The organism is Acinetobacter sp. 778_lipA (assembly GCF_058242985.1).
Map to the genome: position 1 here is coordinate 2,915,326 of NZ_JBZAYT010000001.1, position 12,597 is coordinate 2,927,922.

General features: G+C 40.3%; 10 protein-coding genes and 1 pseudogene. 4 read left to right on the forward strand and 7 right to left on the reverse strand.

Annotated features, from left to right (window positions below; genetic code table 11):
* Nucleotide 1 precedes the first annotated feature (1 nt).
* The 4 genes from AC4CUY_RS13970 to AC4CUY_RS13985 all read right to left on the reverse strand — a co-directional run bounded on the left by AC4CUY_RS13970 (nt 2) and on the right by AC4CUY_RS13985 (nt 4,981).
* Nucleotides 2-1,039 carry a WD40/YVTN/BNR-like repeat-containing protein gene (locus AC4CUY_RS13970; RefSeq protein ID WP_490774288.1) on the reverse strand — a complete coding sequence of 346 codons (1,038 nt, stop codon included), beginning with the start codon at nt 1,037-1,039 and terminating at the stop codon, nt 2-4.
* Nucleotides 1,040-1,051: 12 nt separating this feature from the next.
* A complete protein-coding gene (locus tag AC4CUY_RS13975) occupies nt 1,052-1,846 on the reverse strand; it encodes an SDR family NAD(P)-dependent oxidoreductase (protein ID WP_336951530.1) in 795 nt (264 codons plus the stop codon).
* Between the two features lie 92 nt (nt 1,847-1,938).
* Nucleotides 1,939-3,426 (reverse strand): aldehyde dehydrogenase family protein, encoded by a 1,488-nt coding sequence (locus tag AC4CUY_RS13980; RefSeq protein ID WP_490774289.1) that lies wholly within the window; start codon nt 3,424-3,426, stop codon nt 1,939-1,941.
* A gap of 10 nt (nt 3,427-3,436) precedes the next feature.
* On the reverse strand, nt 3,437-4,981 hold the full coding sequence (locus AC4CUY_RS13985) for an acetolactate synthase large subunit (RefSeq protein WP_336951534.1): 1,545 nt from the start codon (nt 4,979-4,981) through the stop codon (nt 3,437-3,439).
* Nucleotides 4,982-5,160: 179 nt separating this feature from the next.
* Between AC4CUY_RS13985 and AC4CUY_RS13990 the strand changes: the two genes are divergently transcribed.
* Nucleotides 5,161-5,979 carry an IclR family transcriptional regulator gene (locus AC4CUY_RS13990; RefSeq protein ID WP_483770821.1) on the forward strand — a complete coding sequence of 273 codons (819 nt, stop codon included), beginning with the start codon at nt 5,161-5,163 and terminating at the stop codon, nt 5,977-5,979.
* 104 nt (nt 5,980-6,083) lie between these two features.
* Here the strand turns inward: AC4CUY_RS13990 and AC4CUY_RS13995 are convergent.
* Together AC4CUY_RS13995 and AC4CUY_RS14000 are read right to left on the reverse strand one after the other, a co-directional pair.
* Nucleotides 6,084-7,684: pseudogene (locus AC4CUY_RS13995) on the reverse strand (GMC family oxidoreductase).
* Between the two features lie 103 nt (nt 7,685-7,787).
* Nucleotides 7,788-8,555 (reverse strand): TorF family putative porin, encoded by a 768-nt coding sequence (locus AC4CUY_RS14000; RefSeq protein WP_336951540.1) that lies wholly within the window; start codon nt 8,553-8,555, stop codon nt 7,788-7,790.
* Nucleotides 8,556-8,913: 358 nt separating this feature from the next.
* On the opposite strand from AC4CUY_RS14000, the gene AC4CUY_RS14005 reads away from it, so the two are divergent.
* Genes AC4CUY_RS14005 through AC4CUY_RS14015 form a run of 3 tightly spaced genes read left to right on the forward strand, consistent with a single transcriptional unit; the run spans nt 8,914 to nt 11,421 of the window.
* On the forward strand, nt 8,914-10,035 hold the full coding sequence (locus AC4CUY_RS14005) for a class II histone deacetylase (protein ID WP_336951542.1): 1,122 nt from the start codon (nt 8,914-8,916) through the stop codon (nt 10,033-10,035).
* A gap of 46 nt (nt 10,036-10,081) precedes the next feature.
* Nucleotides 10,082-10,234, forward strand: a complete 153-nt coding sequence (locus AC4CUY_RS14010) for a hypothetical protein (RefSeq protein ID WP_336951544.1) — start codon at nt 10,082-10,084, stop codon at nt 10,232-10,234.
* The gene (locus AC4CUY_RS14015; RefSeq protein ID WP_419820216.1) at nt 10,231-11,421 is read left to right on the forward strand and encodes an MFS transporter; all 1,191 of its coding nucleotides are present in this window, start codon (nt 10,231-10,233) and stop codon (nt 11,419-11,421) included. Before AC4CUY_RS14010 ends, AC4CUY_RS14015 begins: the two co-directional genes overlap by 4 nt.
* A gap of 163 nt (nt 11,422-11,584) precedes the next feature.
* Here AC4CUY_RS14015 and AC4CUY_RS14020 read toward each other — a convergent pair whose 3' ends face one another.
* On the reverse strand, nt 11,585-12,529 hold the full coding sequence (locus tag AC4CUY_RS14020) for a helix-turn-helix domain-containing protein (protein WP_336951548.1): 945 nt from the start codon (nt 12,527-12,529) through the stop codon (nt 11,585-11,587).
* Nucleotides 12,530-12,597 lie beyond the last annotated feature (68 nt).

Sequence of the window (12,597 nt, forward strand, 5' to 3'; positions counted from 1 at the left end):
TTTATTTTTCAATCACAGATTGATGTAATGCCTTAATTTCAGTAATGGCTGAACTCCATAGAACATCTGCAATTTCACTAAATTCACGCCAATGTTTAATCCAGCTATTTCCGCCATTCTCACTGGTAAACAGATGACCATACTTAGTTCCAGCGATCATCTGATCAGGATTATTGAAGTTTTGCTGAATCGCCCAAATGCATGAATTTGGTTGTTGTGGTAAAGGCAAGATTTCCCATGTTGCAGCAGCATTCTTCGATACCAGAATCTTGCTGGTCGTACCCGGTGTCCCATCTGAAATACTGATATAGACTGTATCCTGATTCTGATGATGTGCTGACATCGCACGCACGTAATACAAACCAAATGTTTCTTTAGCAATAATTCCTGTCCATGTCTGCCCGTCATCAAAACTGCGATAAACGGCATTGACACAAACCACCACCACCACTTTCTGACCATGGTTTGGCAAGACGGTAATCGCGTGAACATCCGAATTAAAATCCCAAAGCAAGCGATCATCTAGTCGCTGCCAAGTCTCACCGCCATCCTGTGAGTGGAATAGTCCACCTTCTTCTAAACCAAACCAAATTTTATTGGCATCCGTTGGATCATAAGCAAAAGCCAGCAATCGTGGGCGACTTACCCCTGCACAAAACTCTGGAATTTCAACAGGTGCAGCATCCCAAGTCTGACCACCATCTAAGCTACGCCAAAGCACAGCACGTGACGGGGCTCCTGTTCCAACAAAAATTCTTTGACGATTTTGAGGGTCAACAGCAACTTTCCAAACCGTTTGCCCATTAAAAGGTGTATCCAAACGTTGCCACGTGCCACCACAATCATGGCTGACACATAATCCAATATCAGTTCCCACATAGATCACATTGGGTTGTTCAGGATCTTGCGATAAAGAACGGGTTATCGCATCAAACTCTATATCTTGCCCAACCCCTAAACGGTGCCATAACTTGCCATCATCACCACTACGAATTACCGCTTGCCCAACTGTAGCTACTAATAATGTTCCATTTGACATGATGCTTACTCCTTAGATAAAGATGCCACGGGTCAAACCACCATCAATCCCAATCGACTCACCTGTAATCGCACCTGCTTTAGGGGAGGCAAGAAAACCGATTAAGTAACCCATTTCGATAGGCGCAAGTGTTCTACGAATTGGTGTGCTGTCGATATAACCCTGACGCACTTGCTCAGGAGTTTTGTCCTGCTTCACGCCTTCACGTTCATAAAGCTCCTGAATATGTGGTGTATCAACAACGCCAGGATGAATCAGATTTACAGTAATACCCGATGGACCAAGTTGGTCTGATAAGGTCTTGGTCAGATGGGCAATCGCAAGATTACGCATCCCTGACATAACCTTACTGCCACGACCTGTTAAACCACCAATATTAATCACTCGCCCAAAACCAGCCTTTTTCATATGGGGGGTGACAGCTTTGATGCAACGAAAATATCCAATAACCTTGGTATCTAAATCCCCCAATAGCTCGTGGTCTTCTGCATGTTCAATATCATTACGGACTACACCTGAAGGCGCTGCCGCACCATTCACTAAAATATCAATTCGTCCAAAATGCTGCATGGCTTGATCAACCATAAACTGTACCGCTTTCATATCCGTGGTATCACAAAATAATGGCAAAACCTCATTTCCGGTTTCAGCAAAAATCTCTCTGGCTGTTTCCTCCAAATAACTCATACGACGCGCGCAGATCACGACTTTGCAGCCTTCTTGAGATAAAAGACGGGCAACATCTTTACCTATTCCCATCCCACCGCCTGTAACGATTGCAACTCGATCTTTTAATTCCAAATCCATTTTTTAGTCCTTTTTGAGTTAGAAATCCCCCTCATCCCCGCCTGTAGCGGGAAAGCTCTCTGTTTCATCAAGAGAAGTTCGGAGGAATTTTATTAATATAAATTCACGCAAACATTTTTGGTTTCAGTATAGGCCTCAATCACATCGTGGCTCATTTCACGGCCCCAACCTGATTGTTTATAGCCACCAAATGGAGAAACTGGGTCAACCACGTTATAGCAATTCACCCAAACAGATCCGGCTTCTAACTTGGCTGCAATCTGATGCGCCTGAGATAGATCTTGTGTCCAGATACCAGCAGCTAAACCATAAATTGAGTTATTGGCACGCTCAATCAACTCATCTGTATCTGACCAACTCATCACGGTTAATACAGGCCCAAAAACTTCCTCTTTGGCAATACATGCTTTTTCTTCACGATCAAGGAAAATGGTCGGCTCGATAAAATATCCGTGATCAAAACCGTCTGGACGCTTACCGCCAGTCAACAATTCCGCACCGTCAGCTAATGCCTGCTCAATATAACGATTGACCGTTGCATACTGACGCTCCGACACCAATGGTCCCATCGTAGACGTTTCATCTAAACCATTTGCAATCTTCATGCCTTGTGCTTCTTTAGATAATTTATCTAACACTTCATCAAGGACTTTTTCATGAACATACAAACGGGAACCCGCTGTACAGACTTGCCCTTGGTTATAAAAAATTGCTTGTGCGGCGCCAGGGATAGCTTTGCTCAAATCAGCATCAGGTAAAATAATATTGGGTGATTTACCACCTAACTCTAAAGTGACACGCTTCATATTCGATGTTGCTTGCTGAGCAATGGCTTTACCCACTGCTGTTGAACCCGTAAACGCCACTTTATTGACTTGCATATGTGCACTCAGCGGCTCACCCACTTCACGCCCTGTACCTGTCACTAAATTTACCACTCCAGCTGGGAAACCTGCTTGTTCAAAAAGTTGCATTAAACGCACAGCAATTAAAGGTGTTTGTTCAGCAGGCTTTAATACTGCTGTACATCCTACTGCCATTGCTGGTGCAAGTTTCCAGATACACATGGTAAGCGGAAAATTCCAAGGTACAATCAAGCCACAAACACCCACAGGATCACGCAAGGTATAGTTTAAAAATGTGCCATGAGGTGCACCTGAAATAGGCACCTGACGACCTTCAACTTTTGTGGCGAAACCCGCAAAATAACGCAAAATATGAGCAGCTCCGCCACACTCATGGCGTGAATACAATAAAGGCTTACCATTATCCAAAGTTAGAATTTGCGCCAGTTCTTCAGTGTGTTTTTCAACTAAATCTGCCAATTGATACAGCAATCTGGCACGGGTTGCAGGAATCTCGTAACGCCATGTCTTAAATGCTAAATTGGCAGCATTAACTGCTAAATCAACATCTGCAGCACTACCTTTTGCTACTTGGGCAATAACTTCTTGGGTTGCTGGATTTTCAACATTAAATGTCTGTTTACTGACTGCATCTATCCATTGACCGCCAATAAACAATTGTTTTGGTTGAGCTAAAAAGCTGCGTACTTTTGGAAAAATCGCATTTAAAGCCATGTGATACACCTCATATTTCCATTATGATTAGATGGGGTTGCATTGATTGATTGGTTCGGGTCAATGCAGTTTGTAATTCTTGATTGGTTCGAGTGACTGTAGACTCTAATCCATATGCCTTTGCCAAAGCAGTCCAATCTATTTTGGGTTGATTGATTTCGGTTAAGGACAATGCTGTTTCACTAAACTTCTCTACACCAAAACGCCTTAATTCATTTTGTAAAATGGCATAGCGGTGATTAGCAGCAATTAAAATCGTAATTGGTAAACTTTCACGCGCAATGCTCCACAAGGTTTGAATGGTGTACTGAGCACTACCATCAGACTGTAAACAAAATACCCGTGTGCCTTTTTCAGCCAATGCCGCACCAAAACCTGCTGGAATCCCTTGCCCGATTGCTCCCCCTGTATTGGTCATGACCCGATGTTTTAGCCCATCATTCGAAGCGGTAAAAAATGGATAACCACAAGTACCACCCTCAATAGAAACAATACAGTCCTCAGTCAGGCTTGCAGAGAGAACTTTAGCAATAGATGCTGGACTTAATACTGCTTGAGCTGGTGGTAGTTCTATCGCTTTGCTTACAACAGGCACAAAGGCTGGTGCATTCAGTTCATCCGCCAGTGCATTGAGTGCCGCAGGAACATCCTCACCTACCTCAGCCAGATAAAGCAAACGATCTGATTCAGCCAAACGCGATGGCAACCCTTCATAGCCAAAATAGCTAATCGGATCAATGACGCCTGCACACACCACATAATCATATTGCTCCAACACCGCAATCGCCTTTTCTGGAAAATAGGGCAAACGATCCAAATCCGGCAAGCCACCACCACGATGACTGATCCGTGGGAATGTCTCAGCAAACATATGTACATGGGGTAGTTGTGCCAAACGCCCTGCTGCTTTTAATCCTTCGTCATTTACACCAGTGTCTCCCACAATAAACACCAGAGATTTACCTTGCTGATACTGGCGAGCAATCCGTTCAACCTTACTCGCAATAAAGTGACGTTGTGGTGCTGTGGCTTGAAAATGCTGACCAACATCCTGAATCTGTTGTGCTTGAAAATCCATGGGTAAAATCAGCGTGGCAATTTGTCCTTTTGCTTGCCAAGCCGCTTTCATTGCATCCTGTAAATCATCACCAATACTGTTGGCATTACGTGTCATACGCACCCAACCAGATACCGTTTTCGCCATACTTTCGATATCACTGGCCAATGGTGGATCATAGTTCACATGCCATGACGCATGATCACCAACAATGTTAACGATTGGCGTATTGGCACGGCGAGCATTGTGCAAATTTGCCATACTATTGGCAAAGCCAGGCCCCAAATGCGTCAGGGTTAAAGCTGGTTTTGCAGCTACACGACCATATCCATCAGCAGCTCCAGAACAGACTCCCTCAAACAGAGAAAGTATGGGCTTGATTGTTGTCTCAGCATCCATCACTGCAACCATAGGAATTTCTGTTGTTCCAGGGTTAGCAAAACAGTATTCAAAACCAAGTTGAGCTGCTGTTTTTACAAAATATTCCGCACCGATCATCTTTTTCACCAGAAAAATTAAATTATTCCCTTATTAAGAGATTTATAGAACATTAAATTTATTATTTCAAGAGTTATTTTCATAATACGGGATTTTTTACATTTTCAATATTTCAATTGACCAGAATGCATAACTCGTGAAAGATATGAAAAGTAATTTGCAGTTTTAATCGAGAAAATATGAATAGCAGCTTGGCCAGAATACTCAATGTACTCAACCTATTTGGTCCTGAACAATTAGAAATTGATGCGGAACTTATCGCACAAAAGTTTGATTTATCTAGAACTTCTTCTTATCGCTATATCAAAGAATTATGTGATGCTGGACTCATTGTAAAGCGGGGACCCGGTGGTTATGCCCTAGGCCCTCGTGTTATTGAGCTGGACTGGATGATGAGAAAATATGATCCAGTTTTAAGTACAGGTCGCCCGTATCTAGAAAACTTAAGCCAAATTACTGGGCTAACTGTTTTTGTCAGTGCTTTTTATGATAGTAAAATTATCAACACCTTTATTTTAAGTCCAAACAACGAAATGCATTTCAGTTTTGGACGTGGAAGACCTTTACCCCTATTTAGAGGGGCTCAAGCCAAAGTGTTGACTTCCTATAGAAGCATAAAAAAAATTAAACAGCTTTATGAAAATCAAATATCCAAAGACCCACAAAATATTTATTCACTTGAAGACGTATTAAAAATTTCCAAGAATATCCGTAAAAATGGCTATTGTGCGACGAACAATGAATTAAATGTAGGCAATATCGGGATCGCAGCCCCAATTTTTTCAGACTTTGATTCAAAAGAAGTGACACATAGCGTCTGTGTAGTGGGCTCCGATCAACAATTTAATTTATTACGACAAGAAACCATCATTGAGATTTTATTAGAAACTGCCAAAAACTTGACTCAATCGATTGTGTCATCCCCAAAATCAATCCATACACCAATTGAAATTGATGAAGTCCAAATTCAAAGAGAAGAGGTTGAACATCTAGAATAAGCAAAGAATGTGAAATAATCATTCATTTTAATATACGGCATTATCGCTATAACAGCATAATGACCGTACATTCAAATTTTAAATGAATCACAAATATTTAGGATCTAGCGAGACTGAATCAATAGATCTGCCCCTTTTTCAGCGATAGCAATGGTAGGTGCGTTGGTATTACCACTGGGTATAGATGGCATCACTGAACAATCAATAACACTTAACCGATCAATACCATGCACCTTTAAATTTAAATCAACCACTGAGTTTTGTGGATTTAGTCCCATCCGACAAGTTCCAACAGGGTGATAGGTGGTTTTACAGTATTCTCTTACAAAGGCCTCTAATGCGACCACATCATCCCGTTTTACGGCGTGATCTGGTGCAAAAATTTCATCAATCTCATTGAACAATGCGGGTTGCTGAAGTAAGTCCAGACCAAATTGAGTTGCTCGAATTAAACCTTGTAGATCATCAGGGTGCTCCAAAAAATTGGCTTCAATTCTGACTTGGTCTTCTGGATTTTTACTCCGAAGATATAATTGTCCCCTAGACTTTGGCCGTAAATGACACATCTTTAGGGTAATACCATGCATATAATTTTTACCTTGACCACTTGGATCATCAAATACATCTAAAACAGGTAAAAACATTGCCTGCACATCTGGACGGCCCTCATGGTTGGTATCCTTAAATGCCCCGCCTTCTAATACGCTTGAGGCAACCACACCCTCTCGAAATAACAGCCATTGCAAACCATGCTTGTAACGTCTGATTCCTTTATCTTCGTCATATAAAGAGATCGGGTTTTTAATCGTGGCATTAATAGAGGTATGTAAGTGATCGTGATAGTTTCTTCCAACAGGAAGATCTTTTTGTACTTCGATACCAATATCTTCAAGATGCGTTTTAGGCCCAATACCAGAAAGTAATAGGATTTTTGCTGACCCAATAGAGCCAGAACTTAATATCACTCCTTTTTTGCTTTAATACGAGTACTTACACCCTTTATCCGACATTCGATACCCGTTGCTTTTCCATGCTCAATCAAAACTCGATCTACCTCAGTATTCAATTGCACTGTTAATTGGGGACTTTGCCGCACTGAGGCTAGATAAGTTCTTGACGTGCTTCCTCTTTCACCATTCTTGATCGTATGTTGATAAAAACCTACGCCTTGTTGAGACTGCGCATTAAAATCAGTTACATAGGCTAAGCCAAACTCTTGCCCTGCTTTAATAAAGGCACGAGTTAAAGGATGTTTAAGGCGGGTATCACTGACCGACAAATGCCCATGACCTCCATGGTATTCACCTGACAGACTTTCATTATTTTCTGCTTTTTTAAAATAAGGCAATATAGACTGAAAATCCCAACCTATACAGCCATAATGGCTAGCCCATTCATCATAATCTTCCGCCTGCCCCCTTAAATAAATCATACCGTTAACAGAACTACTCCCCCCTAAGACTTTTCCTTGTGCACAAGACATTTCTCGTTGCTTAGTTCTTACATCAGCCTCAGTGGTATAACTCCAGATGGCATTGATCACCACTGGAATACCCGCAGGAATCTTATAATTAAAACCCTGATCACTACCACCTGCCTCAACCAATAAAACAGAGCCTTTGTTCTCCTCAATCAAACGTGTTGCAACCACACAGCCTGCCGACCCTGCACCACAAATAATATAGTCAAATTCCTTAACTTGCATGGTCACTCCTTTGATAACATAAGAATTTTAAACCATATTTCACCTTCTAAAATAGTCAAGTTGAACACCACAAGACCCACTTCAGCAAGACGAATGCGATCGTTTAAAAGTTTTTGGTTATACTGAAATACAAACGGTCATCATACATATCGAATTGGCTATCAATATTATTACCAACCCACGCAAATTCAGTGGTTACCCCTTTATAGTCACCGCGAACACCGACTTTATAATCAACGTAACTGTCTTTTTTACCATCTGGAACAGAACCTAGCTGAAATTCAGCAATACTGTCTTGTTTGGTATAGCCAGCTGAACCAAAGAGTTGTACATTTTCAATAACTGGGAAGCTATATTCACTACTAAAGTAATACTCATTGCCTGAACCAAAAACATAATCCGGTGAATAGTAAACGGCGGCATTAAAATTATCCTGAGCAACCAATGTGCCAGTGCGTTTGTACATCACACCATACTCACCAAAATCAGCAGATTTTCCATTTGGACTAAAATTTCCTCCTGGATAATTTACATCTGCATAAAAGAAATCCAGACTGTTTTTGTCATCAATCCGCCATGTATAACCTAAGATTGCGTCTGCCTCCATGCTTCCACCATTCGGTGTAGTAGCACTTGCTCCCCATAACATCAAGTAAGCACCCGACTGATGAGCTAAAATCAAGCCGCCTTGAACTGATGGTTTTTGATCTGACTTGGAAAAACCACGACTACGATAATCTGAGGATAAAGTTAAGGTTCCATGCACTGAAAATTGATCCATAAATGTTGCTGGCTTTGAGGTTGATGTATCTGCTTGTACTGCCTGTCCACATCCGATCAGCAGCATAGTCGCTAAAACTGAATGTTTCATATTGTTCTCTCCTTTCGTCCTTGTTGTTTTGCCCACCACAACATTCAGCTTGAATGTAGATGAGATGATGCCTAAATAGGCATTATTTAGTGTTTTTATCCCTTATTACGGGATTTATATATTCAAAATAGAATAAATACAACATATTTTTTAAAATATTTTCACATTACGGTATTTTTTATTATTTAATTTTAAATAAAATACAAAAGGATACTGCATAATTTCATCAAATTTTAAAAATGTATTTTTTAAGATTTTATCAAAATAAAAGATTTTTTATAATTTAACTCTTGTTTATCGCTTAAAAAAGTAATATATATCCCATATTAAGGGATTTTATTGTAAATGGAATTTAATTATGATACTCAAACAAACAGGCTTTTTCTCAGATGAATGGTGTTTCTGGCACACTACAGGGCTACACGCCACAGTATTACCTGTAGGCGGATGGGTGCAACCCCCTGCAAGTGCAGCGCATGCTGAATCACCTGAATCAAAGCGCCGTTTTAAAAATTTATTGGATGTATCTGGTTTAACCAAACACCTAGATAACCGTTCAGCCTCTCCGGTCACAGAGGAAGACTTACTCCGTATTCATCCCGAACATTATCTGAATAAATTTAAAAATTTAAGTGATCAAGGAGGCGGATTGCTCGATGAGCATGCTCCCATTGGCCCAGGTAGTTATGAAATTGCCAAAATTTCAGCTGGGCTTGCTTGTGAAGCAGTCGAAAAAGTATTTCTAGGTGAATTAAACAATGCATATGCACTATCACGTCCACCAGGTCATCATTGTTTGCCAGATAAACCAATGGGCTTTTGTTTTCTTGCCAATATTCCCATTGCCATTGAACGAGCTAAAGCTAAATTGGGCTTAAATAAAGTTGCAGTGATTGATTGGGATGTTCATCACGGTAATGGTACGCAGCAAATCTACTATCAACACAATGATGTGCTCACCATCTCCTTACATCAGGAGCATTGTTTCCCGCCAGGCTATCGTGGTGCTGAAGATGTAGGAGAAAATCAGGGGCACGGTTATAACATCAATATCCCTCTATTGGCAGGCTGTGGTGATGAAGCTTACCTTTATGCCTTTGAAAGCATTGTACTGCCAGCTTTGGACAAGTTTAAACCAGACATGATCATTGTGGCCTGCGGTTATGATGCTAATGCTTTCGATCCATTGGCTCGTCTTCTACTACATAGTGAAACCTTTCGACGTCTAACACAACTCACCAAACAGGCAGCAGAGCGGTTATGTCAAGGCAAATTAGTTATGGTTCATGAGGGTGGTTATGCCGAATCTTATGTTCCGTTTTGTGGTTTAGCTGTCGTTGAAACACTTTGTGATATTCGAACTAAGGTACAAGATCCGTGTATAGAACTACTCAAATTACAACAACCCAGTGAACACTTTAATCAGTTTCAGAAGCAATTAATTGATCAACTCGCTCAAAAAATAAACTCAAACTCATAACTCAACGATTCATTGCATGGAAGAAAATGACTTCAAGGAGAAGATTATGTTAGATCGGATATGGGCTGGATGGAAGATTTCAGATGAACATTTTCAATACGGTATTGCATGGCTATATTTTTTAGCGAGTGTTCATTACAGAGAATTCAAACTGAATTGGCTTAACAAAAAAATAAAAACCATGGGAGAACAAGAATGAATACTCAGGCTTTTTTTGATTCAAAAGGACATATTTTTGCGCTGTGTTTCTTCGCAGCTATTGGTCCCTTGGTGATGATGACCACCCCAGTGCTCGCTTATCAACTTTCAACTGAATGGCAGTTTGCGCCCTCACAGGTCGGAACATTTTTCTTTTATGAGCAAATATTTATGGGCATTGCGGCATTGCCTGCAATTTATTGGGCGAAACGCTATTCACCACAGAAAGTGATGAAATTTTTTATTGGCTTGTTTATTTTGGGAAATTTTCTATCTTTATTTGCAGATAGTCTGACTACACTGGTGCTTACACGCTCATCCGCAGCCTTTGCCGCAGGCAGTATCATGATTGTCACCATGGCTTCATGCAGTATGACCTCCAAGCCTGCTCGCACGTTTGCCTTATGGTTACTCGGACAAACACTTTTTGGTGCCTTAGCCATCTTGATTTTACCCCACTTGTTTGCACAGTTTGGTTTAAAAGCATTCTTTGTGCTTTTAATTGCCCTCATGCTAATTGCAGCACCTTTTTATAAAAAACTCAGCAATGAAATACCTCAAGCATCACAGCAAATTGAACCAAATGCCCATAATTCTTCAAACCAATCCATCATATGGGGTATCATCGGAGTTGCGTCGGTTCTATCCTTTTTTATGTCCATCAGTAGTATCTGGACCTTTCTCACCAGCATTGGTCTCAACTCAAAAATTCCTGAAGCATCTATAAATGGCTATTTATCCTTCGCCACTTTATTTGGAATTATTGGCTGCTTTATTGCGACGCTCATTGGACATAAGATCAGTCGAATGATTGTTGTGTTCATTGGCTTTGGGCTGTTCTTTGTTTCACTTTACTTATTATTAGGCACAATTGCGGCTTCAACCTTTATGACAGCAATTATTGTTTTTAAATTTGCATGGATGTTTACTTTCCCATTTATACTCGCCAGTTTAGCGATCATGGATCACACAGGCAGTATTATGAAGTATGTCAGCTTGATGATTGCAATTGGTATGGGGGTGGGCCCTGGTGTTTCAGGTCAAATTATCGAACATACAGCAAGTTTTAATACACTTGTAATGTATGCCATGTCGATGTTCATCATTTCTTTAATTTTAGTGACTTTATTAAATAGCAAATACCATAAACACAAAAATAAGGATCAATCGCAAACTTTAGTACATTGATTTTATCCCCATAAACATCAAAGCCAGTCAAAAGACTGGCTTTGATGTTTTAGTGCAACCCCTTTGAATGAAAGTTTTGAGCAAAAATTACCTCATCTTTTCATAATGAATCACTCGTAATTATACAATCCGATAAATTTTATCATCCATGACTCATCAGCATTTATTTGCACTTTGCCAATGTTTGCGATGGTGATTCACCAAACAGTTTCTTATAGTCTGTCGCAAATTGCGATAAGTGCCAAAAGCCCCAATCGCTGGCCACTTCACTTACTGAAGTGGATGCAGCATTTTGAATAAAACTACGCCTTACACCATTTAAACGTAGATGTTTTAAAAACTGTGCGGGACTTTCTCCAGTGATCAATTCAAAACAGTTCTGTAGGGTACGGCGTGAGGTAAAGGTTAACTGGCACAACTCGTCCATCGTCAAAGGATTATTCTGACAAGAGTACATCGCATCTAATGCGCGTTGGACTACTTTTCTTGCTTTAATGGTTGATACACGAATCACATGTCGTTGTTGCTGTAAAGCTTGAATATATTGAAAACCTAGATCCAAAATCTCAGATTTTGCCTGCTGCATACTAACTAAATTTACGCTGTCAGGAAGTTTAGAGAGGTTATTTAATAAAGTTGAGAGCTTAGAATAAATTTCTTGTGCTAAGTGTTGATCAATTAACATACTTGCACCTTGTGGAATCTCTCCCGCCTCCCCCAATAAAGAAATGGGTAAACTTAAAGATAAAAAGGACGATTGCTCTGGGGTTCGCATCATAATTTCACCACCTTGGCATAATGAGATAATTTCTGCGCCTTGTAATACTTGTCCCATCCACAGTGCGGAGTTAGATAAATTTGAAAAAACACCTAAACACAGTGAGTCCGCCTTTCCTTCTCCACTTTGAAAAATTGCAGGACTGATTTGTTCTTCATAAATTTGAATATCATCTAGCCAAAGTTCATTTAAATGACTTTCAAAATGACCTGAAGAAAGTTGGTCATAGGATAAAGACCAATCTTTTAAAATTTGGGTATGTTGTAAAGACTCACGTATTTGAAAGGCATGCAACAAACCTGTATTTACACTTGGTTCAACGACTAACATCCGTGCCTCGCTTTACCTAAAAATACAAAAAAAATCTTACACTTAGATTTAAATGAAAAATAAAACTC

Coding starts and splice junctions, on each gene's coding strand:
- AC4CUY_RS13980 (WP_490774289.1), bottom strand. CDS start 3,426: ATGGCTTTAAATGCGATTTTTCCAAAAGTACGCAGCTTTTTAGCTCAA.
- AC4CUY_RS14005 (WP_336951542.1), top strand. CDS start 8,914: ATGATACTCAAACAAACAGGCTTTTTCTCAGATGAATGGTGTTTCTGG.
- AC4CUY_RS13970 (WP_490774288.1), bottom strand. CDS start 1,039: ATGTCAAATGGAACATTATTAGTAGCTACAGTTGGGCAAGCGGTAATT.
- AC4CUY_RS13985 (WP_336951534.1), bottom strand. CDS start 4,981: ATGATCGGTGCGGAATATTTTGTAAAAACAGCAGCTCAACTTGGTTTT.
- AC4CUY_RS14000 (WP_336951540.1), bottom strand. CDS start 8,555: ATGAAACATTCAGTTTTAGCGACTATGCTGCTGATCGGATGTGGACAG.
- AC4CUY_RS13990 (WP_483770821.1), top strand. CDS start 5,161: ATGAATAGCAGCTTGGCCAGAATACTCAATGTACTCAACCTATTTGGT.
- AC4CUY_RS14015 (WP_419820216.1), top strand. CDS start 10,231: ATGAATACTCAGGCTTTTTTTGATTCAAAAGGACATATTTTTGCGCTG.
- AC4CUY_RS14010 (WP_336951544.1), top strand. CDS start 10,082: ATGTTAGATCGGATATGGGCTGGATGGAAGATTTCAGATGAACATTTT.
- AC4CUY_RS13975 (WP_336951530.1), bottom strand. CDS start 1,846: ATGGATTTGGAATTAAAAGATCGAGTTGCAATCGTTACAGGCGGTGGG.
- AC4CUY_RS14020 (WP_336951548.1), bottom strand. CDS start 12,529: ATGTTAGTCGTTGAACCAAGTGTAAATACAGGTTTGTTGCATGCCTTT.